This is a genomic window from Lysinibacillus sp. NPDC086135, assembly GCF_044746345.1.
In the GTDB taxonomy this organism is placed as follows: domain Bacteria; phylum Bacillota; class Bacilli; order Bacillales_A; family Planococcaceae; genus Lysinibacillus.
Window position 1 is genome coordinate 22677 of the sequence record NZ_JBIVCA010000025.1, and the last position, 22418, is coordinate 45094.

18 protein-coding genes and 1 riboswitch are annotated in these 22418 nt (G+C 37.7%); of the genes, 12 read left to right on the forward strand and 6 right to left on the reverse strand.

Annotated elements, in window-relative coordinates; translation table 11 throughout:
- The first annotated feature begins 51 nt into the window (after positions 1-51).
- On the forward strand, positions 52-594 hold the full coding sequence (locus ACIPKN_RS23705) for an NADPH-dependent FMN reductase (protein ID WP_400940890.1): 543 nt from the start codon (positions 52-54) through the stop codon (positions 592-594).
- A 547-nt stretch (positions 595-1141) separates the two neighbouring features.
- Here the strand turns inward: ACIPKN_RS23705 and ACIPKN_RS23710 are convergent.
- The 4 genes from ACIPKN_RS23710 to ACIPKN_RS23725 all read right to left on the reverse strand — a co-directional run bounded on the left by ACIPKN_RS23710 (position 1142) and on the right by ACIPKN_RS23725 (position 3842).
- Positions 1142-1738, reverse strand: coding sequence for a biotin transporter BioY (locus ACIPKN_RS23710; RefSeq protein WP_400940892.1), 597 nt, complete (start codon positions 1736-1738; stop codon positions 1142-1144).
- A 792-nt stretch (positions 1739-2530) separates the two neighbouring features.
- Positions 2531-2845 (reverse strand): DMT family transporter, encoded by a 315-nt coding sequence (locus ACIPKN_RS23715; protein WP_400940895.1) that lies wholly within the window; start codon positions 2843-2845, stop codon positions 2531-2533.
- Positions 2845-3198, reverse strand: coding sequence for a DMT family transporter (locus ACIPKN_RS23720; protein WP_142510312.1), 354 nt, complete (start codon positions 3196-3198; stop codon positions 2845-2847). Before ACIPKN_RS23720 ends, ACIPKN_RS23715 begins: the two co-directional genes overlap by 1 nt.
- Before the next feature lie 65 nt (positions 3199-3263).
- Entirely contained in the window at positions 3264-3842 is a 579-nt protein-coding gene (locus ACIPKN_RS23725) for a TetR/AcrR family transcriptional regulator (protein ID WP_400940897.1), read from the reverse strand.
- A gap of 147 nt (positions 3843-3989) precedes the next feature.
- On the opposite strand from ACIPKN_RS23725, the gene ACIPKN_RS23730 reads away from it, so the two are divergent.
- From ACIPKN_RS23730 to ACIPKN_RS23740, 3 genes are all read left to right on the forward strand, one after another.
- Positions 3990-4160, forward strand: a complete 171-nt coding sequence (locus ACIPKN_RS23730; protein ID WP_400940899.1) for a hypothetical protein — start codon at positions 3990-3992, stop codon at positions 4158-4160.
- 72 nt (positions 4161-4232) lie between these two features.
- Positions 4233-5399: an endonuclease Q family protein gene (locus ACIPKN_RS23735; RefSeq protein ID WP_400940979.1), complete on the forward strand. Its 1167-nt coding sequence runs from the start codon at positions 4233-4235 to the stop codon at positions 5397-5399.
- 212 nt (positions 5400-5611) lie between these two features.
- A complete protein-coding gene (locus ACIPKN_RS23740) occupies positions 5612-7237 on the forward strand; it encodes an S-layer homology domain-containing protein (RefSeq protein ID WP_400940901.1) in 1626 nt (541 codons plus the stop codon).
- A 239-nt stretch (positions 7238-7476) separates the two neighbouring features.
- Here the strand turns inward: ACIPKN_RS23740 and ACIPKN_RS23745 are convergent, their stop codons facing one another.
- Positions 7477-7764 (reverse strand): DUF2653 family protein, encoded by a 288-nt coding sequence (locus ACIPKN_RS23745; protein WP_132364200.1) that lies wholly within the window; start codon positions 7762-7764, stop codon positions 7477-7479.
- Positions 7752-8225 carry a hypothetical protein gene (locus ACIPKN_RS23750; RefSeq protein WP_400940904.1) on the reverse strand — a complete coding sequence of 158 codons (474 nt, stop codon included), beginning with the start codon at positions 8223-8225 and terminating at the stop codon, positions 7752-7754. The genes ACIPKN_RS23745 and ACIPKN_RS23750 overlap by 13 nt, the downstream gene beginning before the upstream one ends.
- A 295-nt stretch (positions 8226-8520) precedes the next feature.
- Here ACIPKN_RS23750 and ACIPKN_RS23755 point away from each other — a divergent pair, with 295 nt between their 5' ends.
- The 8 genes from ACIPKN_RS23755 to desA all read left to right on the forward strand — a co-directional run bounded on the left by ACIPKN_RS23755 (position 8521) and on the right by desA (position 22413).
- The gene (locus ACIPKN_RS23755; RefSeq protein WP_400940906.1) at positions 8521-9537 is read left to right on the forward strand and encodes a YdcF family protein; all 1017 of its coding nucleotides are present in this window, start codon (positions 8521-8523) and stop codon (positions 9535-9537) included.
- Between the two features lie 59 nt (positions 9538-9596).
- On the forward strand, positions 9597-10883 hold the full coding sequence (locus ACIPKN_RS23760) for an SEL1-like repeat protein (RefSeq protein WP_400940909.1): 1287 nt from the start codon (positions 9597-9599) through the stop codon (positions 10881-10883).
- Between the two features lie 555 nt (positions 10884-11438).
- On the forward strand, positions 11439-12728 hold the full coding sequence (locus ACIPKN_RS23765; protein ID WP_400940911.1) for a protoglobin domain-containing protein: 1290 nt from the start codon (positions 11439-11441) through the stop codon (positions 12726-12728).
- A 266-nt stretch (positions 12729-12994) separates the two neighbouring features.
- Complete coding sequence (locus tag ACIPKN_RS23770) at positions 12995-14383, forward strand: protoporphyrinogen oxidase (RefSeq protein WP_400940914.1); 1389 nt, start codon at positions 12995-12997, stop codon at positions 14381-14383.
- Between the two features lie 125 nt (positions 14384-14508).
- Positions 14509-14607, forward strand: a riboswitch (SAM riboswitch).
- A gap of 345 nt (positions 14608-14952) precedes the next feature.
- The gene (locus ACIPKN_RS23775) at positions 14953-16800 is read left to right on the forward strand and encodes a bifunctional homocysteine S-methyltransferase/methylenetetrahydrofolate reductase (RefSeq protein WP_400940916.1); all 1848 of its coding nucleotides are present in this window, start codon (positions 14953-14955) and stop codon (positions 16798-16800) included.
- On the forward strand, positions 16793-20224 hold the full coding sequence (gene metH / locus ACIPKN_RS23780) for a methionine synthase (protein WP_400940918.1): 3432 nt from the start codon (positions 16793-16795) through the stop codon (positions 20222-20224). Before ACIPKN_RS23775 ends, metH begins: the two co-directional genes overlap by 8 nt.
- Positions 20225-20301: 77 nt before the next feature.
- A complete protein-coding gene (locus ACIPKN_RS23785; RefSeq protein WP_132364257.1) occupies positions 20302-20802 on the forward strand; it encodes a GNAT family N-acetyltransferase in 501 nt (166 codons plus the stop codon).
- A gap of 579 nt (positions 20803-21381) precedes the next feature.
- Complete coding sequence (desA, locus tag ACIPKN_RS23790; RefSeq protein WP_400940920.1) at positions 21382-22413, forward strand: Delta(5) desaturase DesA; 1032 nt, start codon at positions 21382-21384, stop codon at positions 22411-22413.
- Positions 22414-22418: the final 5 nt, after the last annotated feature.

Genomic DNA, 22418 nt, shown 5'->3' on the forward strand with positions numbered 1-22418 from the left:
AATAAAACTGTCTACAAATAATAAAATTAATGCACATTTAGGAGGAATATTGTGAAAGTAGTAGCAATCGTAGGTAGTATCCGTAAAGAATCTTATAATATGCAATTAGCAAAATTTATTCAAAAGCGTTATACTGAGAAATTTGATCTTGAAATATTAAGTTTGAACGATTTACCAATGTATAATCAAGATATCGAAAATGAAGCACCACAGCCTGTACTTGATTTTAAAGTACAAGTAAAAGCGGCAGATGCAGTTCTTTGGTTGACACCAGAATATAATGGTACAGTGCCAGGTGTTATGGTTAACGCCATCGATTGGTTATCTCGCGTTGATAAAGTAATGATTGGCAAGCCATCATTCATGATGGGGGCATCAATGGGTAACTTAGGTACTGTTAAAGCACAATTACATTTACGAGATATTTTATTCTCACCTGGAGTAAATTCACCATTACTTAGTGGTAATGACGTTTATATTGGAGCAGTACACACTAAATTTGATACAGAAGGCAATTTAACAGATGAAGGTACTATTAAATTCCTTGATGTAGTTATTGATAACTTTTTAAACTGGATGAAAAAATACGTTTAAAAATAAAAAAGAATGTCCCATAAGTATGCAATAAACTTATGGGACATTTTTTTGTTTGTTGGATTTAAAATAGAGCGACAGATAGAAGAGCCAAGCGACAAATAGGACAATTAGAAAAACGCCCTTTCTAGCATTACACTAAAGTGGGGCATTTTTAGGAGATAAATTGTTTATTTATTCTTTAACAAAAAAGTTGTGAATAAAATGTATGCTATTTATATAAGTTGGTTGGAGTGGAGGCTGGGCGACTCCTTGGGGATCAGCAATAAAGGAACGAAGGCTAAAAGCATCACGTCCTGTGATAACGCTTTCGTGACCAACATCGTGTTGGCCCGAGACCCTGGTGCGAGCAGCGCGAGTGAAGCGGCTCATCGGACGCCCCCAGAAAGCTTTGCTCTGTGCGAAAGCGAAGCGTCAGCTACAAATGTTTTCTGTAGCGAAAGCGAAGCGTCAGCTACAAATGTTTTTTCTGTGCGAAAGCGAAGCGGCAGCAACAAAGCGCCCCCAGCCGGAACGGAAATCAACCCCTCGTTATGGTGATAAGCTTTTATCTAATCGGGATTATTTTTAACACTTTTTGAAGGCGGTATGCAAAAATACCTGCAAATATAGCTAAAATAATATCCTTTGGCAGAGGAGGCATCATCCAAAGCCATGCCACTTTATAAGTGAAAGCATCAGGAGCATTAGCCCATAGCTTGTAGGCAAAGTACATCCAATTTGTTCCTAGTAAGTAATTAATAGCTGTAGCAACTAATGCAGCAACTACATAGCTTTTTTTCGTTCCACTACGTTCTACAATAAGCCCCGCGACAAATGCAGCTAATATGAAAGAAACAATGAAACCAAAAGTAGGGCTAATCATTTGACCAAAGCCTCCGTTGAAACGAGCAAATACAGGTGCACCTGCTAACCCTATGCACATATAAACAGTACAAGCGAATGCCCCTTTTCTACTACCAAGAATAAGTCCTGCTAAAATAGCAAAAAATGTTTGCAATGTGATAGGTACGCCACCAATCATCATGAAAGGTACAATAGACGTGATATTAGCTCCTATCATCATCAATGTTGAAAATAGTCCAATGTATGCAAGATCGACAGTTCTTAATTTGTGATGTGTATGTTCCGCAACTGTTGTCATTATTTCACCCCTAAAAAGTAATGCTACTAATAGTAGTGTAAAAAAATAAGCGTTTTGTGTCAACTCAATAAAAATAAATAGTTAACACAAAATGTTTATTTTGCTTAATTGTTAGCTATAGACTAACGTTTAAAGTATATGCTGGAAACGTCATAATTAAAAAACGGACGCTGTCTCGAAGTGTAACGAGGAGTTCTATGATGATTTAGCCATTGTTCTAGAATGGGGAGGCAAGGGTTTGAAGCCAGGAGACCTGCTATTTAGTGATTCCTGTAATATACACGAGGATGAATGCAATTACGAACAATATCAAACTTTGTTTAATCGAGGTATTTTCATGCCCATTCTCACTGCGCCCTTTTTAGTTAAATGAGAATCCTCTACGTTAATATTTCGCTTACGCACAAAAACTCATTTTTGCTAATCCGTTTTATAATGATTAATAAGAATGTAATGCCACGACATAAGCTGCTGATTGGAGTGGAGACTGGGCGACTCCTTGGGGATCAGCAATATAGATGAACGAAGGCTAAAACCATCACATCCTGTGATAATGCCTTCGTGACCAACCTCGTGCTGCTGCCGCTACGTTACACTACGCTTTCGCACAAAAAACATCTGTTGCCCCAAGTGGCTCATCGGACGCCCCCAGGAAGCTTTGCTCTGTGCGAAAGCGAAGCGTCAGCGGCAAAGCGCTCAGTCGGAACGGAGATCAACCTATCAATTTGCCAAAAAGCCCTACTAGGCTTTAGCACTTACTCACTCACAATACTTTGAATTAAAATGAATAAATTAAGATACTGCTTTTAATCCTGCCACACCAATGATAATGGCGATGATACTAATAATTCGAGTCAGGTTTTTAGATTCTCCGAAGAATATAATATTCACGAGAACAGCACCAACTGTACCAATGCCGACCCAAATTACATAGGCAATGCTTAACTGTAAATAGTTAAAGGATGCATATAATAGCATAAAGGACATCCCAAAGCCGCCTAGATATATCGATAAATTTCGTATATTTTTTTCCTGACTATAAAAGCGTAAACCTACAACACCGACAATTTCCGAAATTGCAGCTAATAAAACAAGTATCCAACCCATTATGCATTAGCTCCTTTCTCTTTAACATGATCTTTTGAAGGGTTATCAGCTAAATTAAGACCAATAACACCCAGTACTAAAATAAACATGAAAATTCCTTTAATAGCATTAAACTCACCTTCAAAAATAAAAATGTCCATTAATGTAGTACCAATTGTACCGACCCCAGCAAAAGTCGCGTAAACCGTTCCTGTAGGTAGGTTTTCACAAGCCTTCGATAAGAAGTGAAAATCCAATGCAATTAGGGACACAATAATAGCCCAATGCCACCAAGAATCGGCAACATTAAAACCAAATATCCAAAACAATTCAAACAAACTAGTTAATCCAACATAAATCCAATCTTTTTGCATAGTTAAATTCCTTTCTATCATCATGACTGACATTCAGTCATTTTTAGCGTAAAAGAGAACGTCACTTATGCGTGACGTAAATCGAGTGCATGATGTAAAAAGTCGAGGAGCTCAAGCTTTTGAAGTCTAATTGTTTCTTCTTCACTATCATCATACAAATAAATTTGTTCAGCGGCAGACTCTACTAGACCGATTATAAGTTTAGAAGAACGAGTAGTATTTAGGGAAGCGCGTATCGTTCCTTGCTGTTGAGCTTCAACCAAGAAATGATTCATCCATTCGTAATAGGGAGCATATATATTTTCCCATTCTTTCATATGCTCAGTTTGTGTAATACCGGCATAGATAAGTGCAAATACATCTCGATATTCCTCTGTTAGAGAAAAAACAATATCTACTACTTTTTCTAGCTGCTTTGCGAAAGGCTCCTGTTTTGAAATCCCATCGTTAATAGCAGCAATAATTTTCTCAACCATAACCTTTGCAATGGCTGGCATAACTGAAAGGCGTGATGGAAAATAAAGATAAAATGTCCCTTGCGCGATACCTGCAGCTTTTACGATATCTGAAACCTTTGTTTTTTCAATTCCTTTTTCACGGAAAACTTCAATTGCGGCTTGGATAATTTTCTCTTCTTTTGACATGAAATCCCTCGCTTTTGTCCTGCTTATTTAATATGTTACAAAATAGCTGAAATAAAGTCAAAGAATAATGACTGACAATCAGTCATTTTTTTTTAGTATATATGTTTTTTATTTGGGGAACTTTATTCATGAAAGGATTTGATGAAAATGGAAGAGATAAAGATTGCGCAATTAGATCAACAACAGCTTGAAAAACTTAATGAGCTTGAAAAGAACATTGGAGTGACATTAGTGGCCTATGATTCTTCGACAATACCATCGCAGGGCTCGGGTGCTTTCGAGTCAAACAATAGTACTAACAGCAATCATCCATCATAATTAAGAATAAAATGCCTTGCAGCAATGTGAGGCTTTTTTATGTCATCTAAAAGTAGGGGGAGGGAGACAATGATGCAAGATTTTTATGCAGATTTACACGTTCATATTGGGCGTACTTCAAGTGGTCGTGCTGTTAAAATTACTGGCAGTAAAACGTTAACGTTAGCAAGAATTTTAGAGTCTTCAAGTGCAAGAAAGGGACTAGATATTATTGGGATTATTGATTGCCATTCACCAGAAGTAATGGATGAAATGTCAGAGATGATCGAACAAGGAGAACTGAAGGAGCTAGAACAAGGAGGGCTTCGTTTTCAAGAAACAACACTTATTCCAGGTACTGAAATAGAGATTTATGATCATCATTGCCTTGGACCAATCCATGTACTTGCCTATTTTCCAACACTTGTGCTTATGAGGGAATTTTCAAAATGGATGTCTAATCATATGAAAAATATTCATTTAAGCTCTCAGCGCATTTATTGTGATGGTCGAACATTACAACAAAAGGTTCATGAATTAGGCGGGCTTTTTATCCCTGCTCATGTTTTTACACCATTTAAAAGTTTGTTCGGTAAAGGCGTACATCGTAGTTTAACAGAAGTACTTGACCCTCAACTTATAGATGCGATAGAGCTTGGTTTGAGCTCCGATACCGAAATGGTGAGTAACATTAAAGAACTGCAAGCATATACATTTGTCAGCAACTCTGATGCTCATTCACTTGGAAAAATTGCACGTGAGTATCAAAAATTAAGACTATCTAATGCAAATTTTACAGAATTAAAGATGGCGCTTCATGAACAGCAAGGTCGAGCAGTAACAGCCAATTATGGCTTAAATCCTTTGCTTGGTAAATACCATGAGACTGTCTGCGCGAAATGTGGTGAGCAGCTTAGCAATTCTGCAACAATCTGTACAAACTGTGAAAGCACGCAAATTATAAAAGGTGTTGCAACACGGATTAAGGAGCTTTCAGAGCAAGTTACAGATAAACGTGCACGACCGCCATATATTCACCAAGTACCACTAGATTTTATTCCAGGATTAGGGCCAAAAATGATGGAACGATTAGTACAAGCATTTGGTACAGAGATGAACATCTTGCATCGGGTTACGCTAGAACAACTCGAACAAATCGTGCCGTACAAAATTGCCAAGATGATCGATTTAGCAAGAACAGGGCAATTGGCTATTGAAGTTGGTGGTGGCGGTATTTATGGGAAGGTTCAACTGGAGTAAAAAATGATTTTTAGCTCATCATCAAAAGTTGTGGATGACATTTGTTAAAACGTATGTAGTTTATATAAGTTGAAGACTGGACGCTACGAGGAAAGCGCCCAGTCGGAACAGAAATCAACCACACGTTATCGTGAAATATCGCCTCTCGTTTAACCCATTTTTACCCTATTTATATTAAAATAGTAATTAGTGAAAATTGGAGGAGTGGGTGTATGCAATTATCAAAGAAATTTCGTTTTTTAACGGCTAGCGTTTTGGCATGCCAATTAGTAGTACCACCAATAGGTGTGAATGCTGAGGAACAAAGAGACTACATAGCGCCAAGTTGGGTAGTTCAAGCTGATTATGTAGCACTGGGCGATTCCTTAGCACACGGTATGAATGACGGTGGTATCATCGGGTTAGGTTACACAGATTTTGTTGCACAAGCTTTACAGCAAGATGGTTTCATTACTTCTTATAATAAAGGGTTTGCATATTCGGGCTATACAACGAAAAATATATTAGAAGATATACAAAATAATGTGGAAAAGCCAGTGGTAGGATTTGGTTATCGAAGTGAGGAGGTAAAGCTTCGTACATCTATTAAAGAAGCTGAGATTATTACGCTAACCGCTGGCGCCAATGATATAATACCTATTTTAAAAGAGTCGCAGATAACTGGCATTAATGCAGCAATGATGTTAAAAGCTTCACAAGAGGCAATAAAAAATATTGCGGCTATTTTAGAAGAAGTGAAGAAGCTTAATCCGAATGCTCAAGTTTATGTCATGGGCTATTATAATTCTTTTCCGTACTATAGCGAGGATTTACAGACACAATTTAAAATGCTATTAAAGGTTATGAACGCGACGATAAAAACAACTGCTGAAAAATCGGGTGCCGTTTTTGTACCGACATACGATATTGTAGCAAAAGATATTCCGAGCTATTTGCCAAATCCTGAAAATATTCACTTAAGTGAAGCAGGCTATTTCGCAGTAGCGAACGAGGCATTTCTACCAGCGATTAAAGCAAGTTATTTATGGGATGTATCAAAATTTATTCAAGTAAATATGAAAGATAGTACAACTGTAAAAATAAGCTGGCAGGAAGCGAGAGATAATGTAGGTGTCACTAGTTACAACGTATATGTAAATAGTAAGCTAACATTTACACAAAATGCTGAGACAACGACGATAACCTTGGATAATTTAACAGAGAATACAGCATACACGATAGCTGTTAAAGCGGTTGATGCAGCTGGTAATGAAAGTGTTCAAAGTCCATCAGTTACTTTTACTACAGGGAGAAATTTAACCTTTACCGATATAGAAAAACATTGGGCAAAGGAGTATATTCTAAAGGCCACTAAAGAAGGCATTATGAAAGGTTACGCAGATGGTACGTTTAGACCTGAGCAAAATGTTACTCGTGCACAGGCTGCTACGATGCTTGTTAGAAGCCTAGGTTTAACGACGAAGGAACAAGCACCATTTAAAGACATCGCAAACTATGACGTTGGAACTCAGTCAGAAATTGCAGCAGCTTATGCGTATGGGTTAATTAAGGGAACGAATGGGAAGTTTAATCCAGGACAGCCGGTTACTCGCGCGCAATTAGCATTAATGATAAATAGAGCCTATGAATCTAAACAAAAGCAACATTATGCTGTAAAAGGAAAAGCACCATTCACTGATATTGCTTCCTACAATGAAGAAACAAAACATGCAATAACGATGTTGTATGAGCTTGATATGGTTAGAGGGAACGAAGGGGAATTTATACCTGAAGCTCCTACAAAACGTAGCCATGCTGCGAAAATATTTGTGAATTTTAACAGTCTATTAAAAAAGTAAAATAATTTAAGGTAGAGGTTGTGAATAGAAACCTCTACCTTTAGACGTTTACATTTGTTATTTTTATTGCGATGAATATCTAGCACAATTTAGGAGCTCATATCAAAAGTCGGGGATGACAATTATTGAAATATATACCATGTGGATAAGGTGAATAACAAGCAAAAAAAACGTCTTTAAAAATAACAAAGCAGTTCAATAAATCTTTAAGATTTATTGAACCGCTGTTTTTTACTTATTTACGATAGTTTAGCAATAATACCTTCTTCGTCGTCCAGAACGAGTTCGATGCCTGTTGAAAAAGGGTCACCATGTAGGACATCTTTAATCCATACACGTAGTGCACCGATCATTGCGGCTGTATCGAACATTTCGATTTGACCATTAACTTCAATTTCTGCACCAAAGCCTGTGTCATCGTCGTATGTTAGTTCTACAAGTACATCTTCAGGGCGAATGTTTTTATAGTAGGACTGTGATAAACAAATTGCATTTATAATATCTTGCTCATTAATTATTTGTGCCATTGTGCTTCCTCTTTACGTTTTTTATCTTTAAACATATTAACAATTTTTATAACTAGCGTTACGATAATCATGATGGCTGCAACGTTAATTAATAAGCCTAAAATATTACCAAGCATACCCATACCACTGAAAAGACTTCCGAATAATAAACCAGCTAAGCCACCAAGCATTAAGCCTTTCATAAGGCCGCCTGAGAAGAACCCACCTTTCTTAGCTGTTGAATCCGTTTTGTTTGTAGAAGTTGTATTATTTTTATTTGTTGTTGCATTATTTTGGTCTTTAGTTTTATCCTGAGATTTTTGGATATTTGAGTTGTTGTTATTATTGTTGTTTGAGAAACCTTTTTTACCTGACTTATAGGATTTAGCTTCTGCAGTTGGTGTATCTGAGATGAATAATGTTGCTCCAACAGACGCAAACATAAGTGTCGCTGCAAAAATAGCAGCAAGGATTTTTTTCATTACTTGTATTCCTCCAATATAATTTTTAGTTTTGTCTAAACTAGTTCTTAGTAGTAATTTTACATGAATCTTCTCGAAAAATAAAATAAACGCTTCGATCAATTTAGAGATAGCATCAAATTTGAACAAGAAGTGTCTGTGTTATCACCAATTTTATGCATGCACTACTTATAATGTATGCTGTATATTGTTGATTGCAGTGGAGGTTGGACGCCGCGCTCAGTCGGAACGGAAAACAATCCAGCGTTATAAGGAGAACCTTAAAAATTGTAGATAAAAAGAAAGGAGTGAGACGATGATTTCAACATTATTACTATTAATTTCAATTTTTTTACTGTTATATATATCAGAAAAAAGACGTCTTCTCAATGCAGTAGTTCTTGGCCTTTTAGGGTTGTTTATTTTAAGCACAATAATAATTAGTCATCCTGTAATTCTCCCAAATGAGCAGGGGATTGTGTCGAAGATGGGTATAGTCATTATACTGGGAAGTTTCCCCAGTATGATGTTTATTTTATCGATAGCTACGTTTTTTAATAGTAAAGTTTTACTTGAAAAAGAGGGCCGTAAAGTCCGTAATCTATTGTTAGCTGTTTTTGGCTTGTGCTTTTTTATTATGATGATTTGGTATGTATTTGTAATTTTTATGAAAATCGAACATGAAATTTGGCACATTCTTTTCTTCTATGCGTTTTTGGTTTTTGGCTATACAATGTTTTTATACACAAGCATAATGGCCTATGCGACTCTCTATCATTTTACGCCGATCCTGTATGAGCCAAACTATATTATTGCATTAGGATCAGGACTAATTGGAGATAAGGTGCCACCACTTTTAGCTAGCCGTTTAGACGAGGCAGTAAAGCAATTTCAAAAATATGGTGAACGACCTTACATTATCGTCTCAGGTGGACAGGGGCATGATGAAAAAGTATCAGAAGCATATGCCATGAAAAAATATATAGTTGACGAACATCAAATACCAGCTCAAAAAGTCTTAATGGAAGATCAATCGACAAATACGGAACAAAATATGGCATTCTCTAAAAAAATTATGGATAAGCATGCTCAAGGAAAGAAATATCGATCCATATTCGTAACGAATAATTTTCATGTTTTTCGTGCAAGTATTTATGCAAAAAAGGCGAAGCTTGATGCACAAGGTGTTGGTTCGAAGACTGCCTTTTACTATGTACCTAATGCATTTACTCGTGAATTTATCGGATTATTAGAAATGTATAAATGGATGAATGTCACTGTCTTTTTGTTCATTACATTGTTTATTGGATTAATCTTGAGAGCATATGTGTAACCAATTTAGAGCTGTTTTCCATATAATAGTGGCAAGATAGAGTGCAAGGGGGGAAATGAATGTATGGGCAATTTTTAGCAAAAAAAAATAAAGAGCGAATTGTATCTCTGCAAAAGCTCACGCAAACAGAAGATACATGGTTTGCGCAAAACATTAATTTAATAACAGTTGAACAAGTACAATTAGCAACCTTGCACAAAATACTATATCAAGTTGTGCAAGGACTGTTGAAAAAGAATCAACAACGACATTTACAAATTATACATCCAGAACAGACGAAGTCAGTACAGGAGAATGTGCTAACGCTTTTAGCTGAATATGATGATTTACTGCGTGATGCAATTCCACTCCCTATCTATATATTTATTTGGCAAATTTCTTCTCTGGAGAGGTTATCCAATTGCAATGAAGTTGTTGATGATGTACTTGATATATTGGAATGGTATTTTATTCACCAAAATGAACAGGTTGAGGCGTTTGATGAAGAAGATCTAGATCATGAGGAAATTATTGACTTATACAAAGATGCCATTGAGGAACAGGATACAGATGCACAATTTCAGCTTGGCGAATATTATAGCGTAATTGACGGCGAATATTTCCGACCAGAAAAATCAATAAAGTGGTTTGAGTTAGCAGCGTCACAAGGAAATGCCGATGCACAATATGCACTTGGTAATTTTTATTTTGAAGGTCTAGGTGTTCAAGAAAACTATAATAGAGCTTTTATATTGTATGAGGCTGCAGCAAAGCAAGGGCATCCAGATGCTGCGAATAATTTAGCAGATATGTATTTAAACGGTGAGGGAGTACTAGAAAATTTGGTACTTGCGAAGAAGTGGTTCGACTTTGCTGCACAACAAGGTGTGGCAGAGGCAATGTTTACCCTTGGAATTATTTACGAGCAGGGATTAGGAATCGACAAAAATGAGGAGCAAGCATGTAGCTACTATAGAAGATCCGCCGAAGCAGGCTATGTCGAAGCGCAATACAGGCTTGGAGGAATCTATTTAGAGGGACGGTTAGGGCAACCTAAAGATGCGAACCGTGGATTATTTTGGTATGAAAAAGCTGCAGAGCAATATCACGTCGATACCTTTTATGATTTGGGCTTTATTTGGAGCCAAGGGTTAACAGGTATACGTAATATTGAAAAGGGTATTCATTGGTTTAAACAGGCTGCTCTGCAAGGGGATTCGGAAGCTAAATTACAATTAGGGCACATTTACAATAAAGGAGAAGGAATAGCTAGAAATATTAAAGAGGCAATAAAGTGGTATGGACTTGCAGCAGAAGCAGGAAGTGAGGAGGCTGCAATTTTACTGCAAGAGTTGAAAGGAATATAAGTATTTTTTATTAAAAAATAATAGGTATTTAGATTCGATTATTAACGTTTTGTATACAGGTCTTAAGTGCTTATTGAGGGTATTTTGTAGGTTTATATCACTACGAATGAATGATTGTAAAAATATTAATATAACAAAGAGGTAATTACTTCAAACTAAAACTCGGAAAAAAATAAGGATAAAAAATAGAGATGATGTAGATTGGCTACCCAAAAGTATTGTGGTAGCTTTTTTATTGCTTTAGATAATAGGTTAGATAACAGGGACTTTTTATATAATTTAAGGAAAAAAATGTATATCCGAAAATTGACAGCTATTTATAAAATGTATAATGTATATGAGTGATTTTGAAAGAGTAGTTAGTAGTAATAGCTAGTAATAAGATTGCTATTTTTAGCTGATGGTAGCCCGTAGCAGAAATCAGCGTCATAAGTAATGTGATGGCTTATCACCAAAAGTTGGAGATGAATCTTCCTGATCTTTTATATTTTTGGTAGACGAAATTAGATTTTTCTCAGCTTTTCAAAAGTACACGGCATGAAAGAGGGTAAATGTGTGATTTTTCAAAAACAGAGAAAGACAACGGCGTTAGATTTAAAGCAATACACTGTGAAAATGGATATAGTGAATTGCCATTCAATAAAAAAGCAAATTGATTTGCTCAAATTGACAAAGAAGGATTTACAATATTTAAAAGCCTTTCAACCTTTTGTAGAAGGCAATATTGATAATATTGTTAATCGATTTTATGAAATGATTGGAACTGAACATAGTTTAGTAGATATTATTAATAGACATAGTTCTGTGGAGAAGCTGAAAATTACATTACGACGTCATATTATTGAAATGTTTAATGGTAAGATTGATAATGAATTTTATCAAAGACGAATAAAGATTGCTAAAGTACATGTCCATATTGGGCTTAAAACACAATGGTATATTTGTGCGTTTCAAGATTTAACAGCGTCATTTATTGACTTGGTTGAAGAACATGTTATTCATCCAATAGATCAGCTTAATACAATTCGAGCCATCTCGAAAATTTCCAATTTTGAGCAACAATTGGTTTTAGAGGCGTTTGAGCACACAATTGAGCAACTTCATGAAAAAATGGAACATAGAAAAGAAGCGATAGAGCAAGAAATCGTAAAGTCTTCGGAAGGTCTTGCCACAATATCTCAGGAAACGAACAATTCATTTCACCGCTTAAGTGGACAATCAGAGGAAATTAAACAACTAGCGAAAAAATCACTTCAAGTGTCGACTATGGCTGAGAGTCAGGCATTAGAAGGTCGTGAACGCTTAAAGAGTCAATCGCAAAATATGAATACTATTATTTGCTCACTTGATGATATAGAGGAAAATATTGCACAGTTGGCAGATATGTCAAAGGAAATGGAATCGATTATGAATGTTGTGACAAACATTGCTAATCAAACGAACTTGTTGGCTTTAAATGCGGAAATAGAAGCGGCTCGTGCTGGAGAAGCGGGTAAAGGCTTTAGTGTTGTTGCAGATGAAGTGAGAAAACTATCGATCCAAACAAAGGAATCTGTCACATCGGTAGCAACGTTACTACATAAAACGAATGAGCGGACAGATAAACTTGTCCATTCGCTTAGTAATATTCAAGAAGAGGTAGCCTCTGGTGAGGAAAATATGGTTCAAACGGAAGGGCAATTTACTAACATATTAGAAGCTATGACCGAGGCGAAAGACCAAAATGGTCGGATGGAAAAAGAAGTACAAGCAATAGCAGAAGTACTAAGTGAATTAGGTATTGCCTTTAACGAAGTGAAAAATTCAGCTGGAAAATTAGCTAGCTTTGCACAAAATTTAAATTAATGAAGAGAAAAGGAAAGAAAATTGTTGTTTCCTATTAAGGCGATACATACTTTAGGGCACAAATAACACTATATCAACTGTTAATAGATAATTTCCGAAATGGAGGTAAAAGCCTCTAGCGAATATATGTTATTTGAATATAAAAAAAATGGAGCTGTCCAATGTGTTGGATGGCTCCATTTTTGCTAAATTTGTAAAGGGTTTAACGTAATTTTCGATAAAAAAAGTTTATACTAAATAAAGAACTAAAAATAGGGGCGGTTAATATGAAAACAGTTGTTGTATTAGGTGGCGGAATTACGGGATTGTGTACGATGCATTATTTACAACGCCAAGTTCAGGAGAAAAACTTAAATGTAAAACTTGTGCTTGTTGAAAAAAATACATACCTTGGTGGCAAGCTTCACTCTGCATATGAACAAGGATTCATCATGGAAACTGGAGCAGATTCTATTGTAGCGCGTCATAAAGGTGTCATGGAGTTAGTAGAGGAACTAAATTTTGAACAAAATCTTGTATATAACGAAACAGGTATTTCGTATATTTACACAAATAATGAGCTACATGCCATCCCAGCAGACTCAACGTTCGGTATTCCTATGAGCTTACAATCTCTCGAGGAAAGTACGCTTGTATCAGAGGAAGGTAAAAAAGAAGCGTTAAAGGATTTAACAATGCCGAATGAAAGGTTTACAAAGGAAAGCACGATTGGTGAATTTTTAACGTATTATTTAGGTGAAGAGCTTGTTCAAAACCAAATAGCACCGGTACTTGCAGGTGTATATTCTGGAGATTTAAATCAACTTTCAATTGCTTCTACTTTACCGTATTTAATCGATTACAAAAACGATTACGGTAGTATTATTAAAGGTTTCGATGCAAACAGGGAGCAATTTGTGAAAGCTGCCAATAAAAAATTTATTTCATTTAAAAATGGTTTATCGTCACTAATTGATCGACTTGAAGAAACATTAACGGATGTAGAAATTATAAAAGGGATTGCTACTACTAGTGTTAAAAAGCAGGAGAATCTATATGCTGTTACGTTAGCAAACGGTAAAATGATTGAAGCGAATCATGTTGTATTGGCACTGCCAAATGAAGCGGTACAAAGCTTATTACAGGATGAATCTTTGAACGGCTATTTTGAACGATTTAATACTGCATCCGCCATTACGATTTATTTAGGATTTGATGTTCCCGATAATAGATTACCTGCAGATGGAACAGGCTATATTGTGTCACATAATTCGGATGTTATCTGTAATGCAGCAACGTGGACAAGCCGCAAGTGGAAACACACTTCAGCAGAAGGAAAATTACTTGTACGGCTTTTTTATAAGAGCATTAACCCTGAGTATGAGAAATTGCGTTTGATGTCAGATGAAGAGTTAGCAGCTGTTGCTCTAGAGGATGTAAGAAAAAGTTTGGGGATTGAGGAAAAACCAACTATTGTTGACGTGACAAAATGGATCGACCAGATGCCGAAGTACGACTTGGCACATCGTGAAGCGTTGCAAGGTCTCTTACAAGAGCTTGAGAAAAACTATCCGAACTTATCAATAGCGGGGTGCTCTTATTTCGGAGTAGGCATAGGTGCGTGTATTCAAAATGGTAAAAAAATTGGTGAGGAACTTGTAGAAAAACTATCGTAATTGTTTAATATAAATCAAAATTTTATAAATTTCGTAAAAATTATCCTTTGTTCAGTGAAATAGTCTTGACTCAATCGTTCGTAAACGATATGATTCTTTTAATTATTTAAAAAATTCATACTAAATTCTTATCAAGAGAAGCAGAGGGACTGGCCCTATGAAGCTTCAGCAACCAACTTATTGTCAGGTGCTAAATCCAGAAGACCGTGTGTCGAAGATGAGAAGGAAAACAATTACGAAACGTAAAAGCCTTCTTTTTTTGTGAAAGAAGGCTTTTTTATTTTAACTATTTTCGGCGGGTGTCCAAACATCCGCCGAAATAGAGGAACTCAGTCTAAGAACGCCACGTCCTGTGGCAACGACTGAGTGACCAACTTCATGTTGACCTAAAGCCTTCGGCGGATGTCACGGAATCGGCAAGGAGTTCTTAGAGGATAGTAGGTTAATATTATCGCATCCATGCGATAACGGCTAACTGACCTGCAGCGTGCAGGCCAAAGCACAAAGCCCAATTCAGGACGAATTATGCCGAGGCATAATTGATAGAAAAAGAAAGAGAGGTTAGTTTTATGGGATTGCTTGAAAGGTTAAAAACACATGTTCTTACAGCAGATGGTGCAATTGGTACAGTTTTATACGGCTATGGTTTGGAGTACTGTCATGAGGAAATGAATGTACAGAGACCTGAATTAATTGAAAAGATTCATAGAGAATATATAGCTGCTGGTGCCGATATTATTCAGACGAATACTTACGGAGCTAATGCCATAAAATTAGCCCGCTATGGATTAGAATCTCGTGTACAGCAGTATAATGAAGCCGCTATAACGATTGCAAAACGTGCAGCAACAGATGGTGGGCAATTTGTTTTGGGTACTATTGGGGGAATCCGTGGTATTCGAAAAAGTGATGCAACGTTAGAGGAAATTTTAGCAACCATTGATGAGCAGGCAACGGTTTTACTTGCAGGAAATCCAGATGGCCTTTTACTTGAAACCTATTATGATTTTGAAGAGCTAACAGCGACTTTATCAATGCTACGAGCTAAAACGAAATTACCGATTATTGCTCAAGTTTCTATGCATGAACCCGGAATATTACAAAATGGAATGAGCTTAAATAACGCCTTACATGAACTTGAAGCGTTAGGTGCTGATATCGTAGGTGTTAACTGTCGCTTAGGTCCTCACCATACTATCCAAGCATTTGAAGGGGTAGAGCTTCCTAAGCAGGCATTTATGTCAGCGTATCCGAACGCCTCTCTTCTTGATTTAGAGGATGGGCGTGTCGTTTATGAGTCGGAGGCTGATTATTTTGGTCGAGCAGCTGTAGAGCTTCGTGATCAAGGGGTTCGTTTAATTGGTGGCTGTTGTGGTACGACACCAAAGCATATTGCTGCAGCGAAAAAGTACTTAGAGGAGCTATCCCCGGTTGAGGAAAAGTATACAAAGCCAGAAAAAATAGAGATTGTTCGTGAGGCAGAGCCAGCAAATTATGAGCCATTACATGAAAAAGTAAAACGTGAACGCTCGGTTATTGTGGAGTTAGATACACCAAGACATTTAGAAATAGAAGGCTTTATTAAAGGCGCAAAAAAAATATATGAGGCGGGCGCGGATGTAGTCATGATGGCAGATAATTCACTCGCTTCTCCAAGGATTAGCAATGTCGCAATGGGTGCCTTACTGAAAGAAACGCACGGGATACGCCCTTTAACCCATATAACATGCCGAGATCGTAATTTAATTGGACTTCAATCACATTTAATGGGATTAAATGCACTAGGGATTCATGATGTTTTAGCGGTTACTGGAGATCCGACAAAGGTAGGCGATTTCCCAGGAGCAACTAGCGTTTATGACGTATCGTCAATGGAGCTAATCCAATTAATAAAACAGTTAAATGAAGGTGTTTCGTTCTCAGGGAAACCGCTTCGTAAAAAGGCAAATTTCTCTGTAGCGGCTGCATTTAATCCTAATGTACGTGTACTGGATCGCGCTGTCTCTCGATTAGAAAAGAAAATTGAACATGGAGCAGATTATTTTATTTCACAGCCTGTTTATACAAAGGAAAAAATCGTGGAAATTCACGAGGCGACAAAGCATTTAGAAACTCCAATTTATATAGGTATTATGCCAGTAACGAGCTATAAAAGTGCGGAGTTCTTACATCATGAAGTACCAGGCATCAAACTTTCTGATGATGCGTTAGCACGTATGAAGGCTTGTGGTGATGATAAGGAACGCGCAACACTAGAAGGAATTGCAATTGCTAAAGAATTAGTAGAAGTAGCAGCGGAATATTTCAATGGTATTTACCTCATCACACCATTTTTACGCTATGATATGACGCTAGAATTAATGAAAGTTATTGAGCAATTGGATGAACAGAAAAAAGGGGTAAGTATAAATGGCTAAGCACATGATTGAAGAGCAACTAGAGAAACGAATATTAATTCTTGATGGCGCAATGGGAACAATGCTACAAAATGAAAATTTATCGGCAGAGGATTTTGGCGGAGAGGAATATGATGGCTGTAATGAAAATCTTGTGCTAACTAGACCAGATGTGCTTGAAAAGGTACATAGAAAATATTTAGAGGCTGGAGCAGATATTATTTGTACAAATACATTTGGGGGTACACCACTTGTATTAAATGAATATGATCTAGGTGCGAAGGCAGAAGAAATCAACAAACGTGCTGTAGAAATTGCACGCAAAGTAGTAGAGGAGTTGTCAACATCCGATTGGCCACGTTTTGTAGCGGGAGCGATGGGACCAACTACAAAAACCCTGTCGGTTACAGGTGGAATTACATTTGATGAGCTAGAGGAAAACTTTTATGTTCAAGCAAAGTCATTAATCGAAGCCGGGGCGGACGTTCTGTTGTTAGAAACTAGTCAGGATATGTTGAATGTTAAGGCGGGAACATTGGGGATATCTCGTGCTTTTAAGGCAACTGAAAAAGAGCTTCCTGTGATGATATCTGGAACAATTGAACCGATGGGAACGACACTTGCCGGTCAAACAATTGATGCTTTTTACATTTCCATCGAGCATATTAAGCCATTGTCAGTTGGCTTAAACTGTGCGACTGGACCAGAGTTTATGACTGATCATATCCGTTCACTAGCAGAGCTTTCAACAGGCTATATTAGCTGTTACCCGAATGCGGGCTTACCGGATGAGGAAGGCTGCTATCATGAGTCACCTGAATCATTGTCACAAAAGCTAAAAGGCTTTGCGGAAAAGGGCTGGCTAAATATTGTCGGAGGTTGCTGCGGTACAACGCCAGCACATATTGCAGCTATCCGAGAGGTGCTAAAGGACAAAAAGCCGCGCCAATTACCAGATGTTACGCATGGTCATGTAGTATCAGGGATCGAGCCATTGGTGTATGACGACTCTATGCGTCCATTATTTATTGGAGAACGGACAAATGTCATCGGCTCTCGTAAGTTTAAAAATTTAATTATTGATGGGAAGTTTGAGGAAGCGGCAGAAATCGCGCGTGCTCAGGTGAAAAATGGAGCACATGTGATCGATATTTGTTTAGCAAATCCTGACCGCGATGAACTGGCGGATATGCGTGGCTTTATGCAGGAGGTTGTAAAAAAAGTAAAAGTACCTCTTGTGATTGACTCGACAGATGAAAAAGTAATTGAGGAAGCACTTAAGTTTTCTCAAGGGAAGGCTATCATTAATTCTATTAACCTAGAGGATGGCGAGGAGCGTTTTGACGCTGTTTTACCGCTAGTAAAAAAATATGGAGCTTCTTTAGTTGTAGGTACAATTGATGAGCAAGGCATGGCGGTTGATCGACATCGCAAGCTAGAAATTGCTGAACGTTCATATAAATTGTTAACAGAAAAATGGGGTATTGCTCCTGAAGATATTATTTTTGACCCATTAATGTTCCCAGTAGGTACAGGAGATGAGCAATATATTGGCTCGGCACTTGAAACGGTGGAAGGTATTCGCCTTATAAAGGAGAAAATGCCACGTACATTAACGGTGCTTGGTGTAAGTAATATTTCGTTCGGATTGCCACCAGTAGGTCGTGAAGTACTGAATGCCGTATATTTATATCACTGTACACAGGCTGGTTTAGATTATGCAATTGTTAATACGGAGAAGCTAGAACGTTATGCATCCATTCCAGAGGAGGAAATTAAGCTAGCAAATGATTTACTCTTTAATACAAATGATGAAACTTTAGCTGTCTTCACAGATTTCTATCGTGATAAAAAGAAAGAAAAAACAGAGGCGGATATTCCGAAAACAGTAGAAGGTCGCTTAGCCTACTATATTTTAGAGGGTACAAAGGAAGGGCTTATTGACGATTTAGATGCGGCTCGTGAAATTTTCGAAACATCGCTTGAGATTATTAATGGTCCTTTAATGGATGGAATGGCAGAAGTTGGACGTTTATTTAACGATAATCAACTAATCGTAGCAGAGGTATTACAATCAGCAGGGGTTATGAAGGCAGCAGTAGCGCATTTAGAGCAATTTATGGAGAAAAATGAAGAGAGTGCAGGTAAGGGGAAAATGGTACTTGCTACTGTAAAGGGCGATGTGCATGATATTGGGAAAAACCTTGTCGATATTATTTTAAGTAATAATGGCTATAAGGTCATTGATCTGGGTATTAAAGTAACACCTTCTCAGTTAATAGAAGCGATTCGCAAGGAGAAGCCGGATTTCATCGGGCTTTCAGGCTTACTTGTAAAATCAGCACAGCAAATGGTTATTACTGCTCAGGATTTCAAAGAAGCGGGTATTGACGTACCTATTTTAGTAGGGGGAGCGGCATTATCTCGTCGCTTTACTGAAACAAAAATTGCCGGCGAATATAATGGACCTGTCATTTATTCAAAGGATGCGATGCAAGGATTAGAGCAGGCAAATCGGTTAATGGGGACAGATACACGTGCCGATTTCTTAGCTGAAATTAAGGAATCTCGTGAAAAACGCTTAGAGGCAGACGAAAAAAGAGCGGCTCGCCCTGCAAAAGAAATAATTATAAAGCCTGTGCGTACAGTAAAGGAAGCATCTGTCTTTCTTCCAGCTGATTTACGACGCCATGTAAAGAGAGAATATGCTGTTTCGCATTTATATCCATATGTTAATATGCGGACATTACTTGGACATCACCTAGGTTTAAAGGGTCAAGTACAGCAGTTGCTTGATGTGGGTGATGAAAGAGCAACAGCGTTAAAAGATTTAGTCGACGACTATTTACAAAGTGACCTATTGAGGCCGTCGGGTGTGTATCAGTTTTTCCCTGCTCAAGCCGATGGGGATGATGTAGTCGTTTATGATCCAACAGATAGCAAAACAGAAATTGAACGATTTACCTTCCCTCGTCAGCAAGTTGAACCGTTTTTATGTCTTGCAGACTTCCTTAAAACAGTAGAAAGCGGTGAAATGGACTATATTGCCTTAATGGTGGTAACAGCAGGACAAGGAGTTATGGCGCAGGCTCGTCAACTAAAAGAGGAAGGGAAATTCCTCGAAAGTCATGCATTACAATCTACTGCCCTTGAGCTTGCAGAAGGTTTCGCGGAACGTATGCACCAAGAAATTCGCGATCAGTGGGGCTTCCCAGATGCGACAGATTTTACAATGCGTGATCGTTTCGCGGCAAAATATCAAGGACAGCGCTTCTCATTCGGTTATCCAGCATGTCCGAACCTAGAGGATCAAGAGAAATTGTTTGGCTTATTAAACCCGGAGGACATTGGTGTACATTTAACGGAAGGCTTTATGATGGAGCCAGAAGCGTCTGTTTCAGCAATGGTCTTTGCACATCCAGATGCTCGATATTTTAATGTGTGATGCTAGGAAAAGTAGTAAAATCTTATGTAATAGTAGCAATTTGCCGAGGCGTAATTGATGGTTAGGACGTGAGCATGATGATTCGATTCATGGAAGAGAAAGATTTACCTGAGATTTTAGATATTTACAATGACATTATTTTAACGAGCAAAGCTGTTTATCGATATGAAACACAATCGTTAGAAGAAAAAAAACAATGGTTCAAGGAGCAGCAAACGCTCGATAATCCATTGCTAGTCTTTGACGAGAATGGCACAGTAGCCGGCTTTGCAACATATAGTCAGTTCCGTCCATATCCAGGCTACAAGCACACAATGGAGCACTCTGTATATGTGCATAAGGATCATTACCAAAAAGGGATAGCGTCACAATTAATGCAAGAGCTAATTCGAACTGCCAAAGAGCAAGGTGTGAAGACACTCGTAGCGGGCATTGATGGTGAAAACATCGGAAGTATTAAAGTACATGAAAAACTAGGTTTTGAATATGCAGGTACAATTAAAAATGCAGGCTATAAATTTGGACAGTGGCTAGATCTTGTATTTTATCAGCTACAGTTAACTGGACCAAAAGGATAGAAAGGGTATGACATTCATATTCTTTCTTTATAATATGTGAATCCTAGCTATACTTTTTTTGTTCAGCTTGCCTACTCATACTAATGCTACATTTAAAAGTTTATCACCAAAAGTTGGAGATGAAATATGCATTTGTATAATAGGTTGATTGGAGTGGAGGCTGGGCGACTCCTTGGGGATCAGCGATAGAGGAACGAAGGCTAAAACCATCACATCCTGTGATAACAGCCTTCGTGACCAACCTCGTGCTGCTGTCGCTACGTTGCACTCACGCTTTCGCGCAAAAAACATCTGTTGGCCCGAGACCCTGCAGCGAAGCGAAGCGACTCATCGGACGCCCCCAGGAAGCTCTGCTCTGCGCGAAAGCGAAGCGTCAGCAACAAAGCGCCCAGCTGGAACGGAAATCAACTCCACTTTATGGTGAGGAGCCATATTAATTTATTTTTATTCCTTTGTACACATGATAAAAGGGTATGACAAATGTCATATCCTTTTTATGATGTTTGCTTCTGTTGTATGATTATACTCTTGCTTTATGATGAGGTCATAAGGAAAAAAGGAAATGAGGGAGTAAAAACAATGGCAACAGATCGAGAAAAAACAAAAAAACTGCGCCAGGATGTAGCACCATTTGCGAAGTCTGATACAGCTAAAAGTATTTTTCAAATGGTAAATACAATTGTGCCTTTAATCGCTCTATGGGTAGCTGGCTATATGTTAATGGATATTTCACCATGGCTAACTGTTGGATTAAGTGTAATTTCTGCTGGCTTTGTCGTACGAACATTTATTATTTTCCATGATTGTACACACGGTTCATTTTTCAAAAGTAAAAAAGCAAACGACTGGGTTGGTTTTGTATCTGGGGTGTTAACATCATTCCCATATGAAAAATGGAAGCGTGAACATACAATTCACCACGCAACTAGCTCGAACTTAGACAAGCGTGGTATCGGTGATATAGATATGATGACAGTGGAAGAGTTTTTACAAGCATCTAAAGGACAACGTTTATGGTATCGTTTTTACCGCAATCCATTCGTTATGTTCGGCTTAGGTCCACTATTTATGGTGTTAATATTAAATCGCTTTAATCGTAAAGACGCTAAACAGAAGGAACGCTTTAACACACATTTAACAAATGTCGTTATTGTTGGAGTTTGTATAACACTAATTTACTTTATGGGCTGGCAAGCATTTTTATTAGTACAGGGTATAACATTATTTGTAGCTGGTTCTCTTGGTATTTGGTTATTCTATATCCAGCATACGTACGAGGATTCTTATTTTGAGCATGATAAAGAATGGGATTATGTAAAGGCTGCTGTCGAAGGTAGCTCGTATTATAAATTACCAAAGCTATTACAATGGGTTACAGGAAATATTGGCTTCCACCATGTACATCATTTAGCCCCTCGTGTTCCAAACTATAACCTTGAAAAAGCGCATAATGAAACACCGCCATTACACACGGCGACAACAATAACATTGCGTACAAGTTTAGAATCATTACGCTATAAACTATACGATGAAGACCAAGGTAAGTTTGTAAGCTTTAAAGAAGTTAATGAGATAATTAAACGAAAAGCAAGGGGCAGTATTGCTGCTTAGTAGAA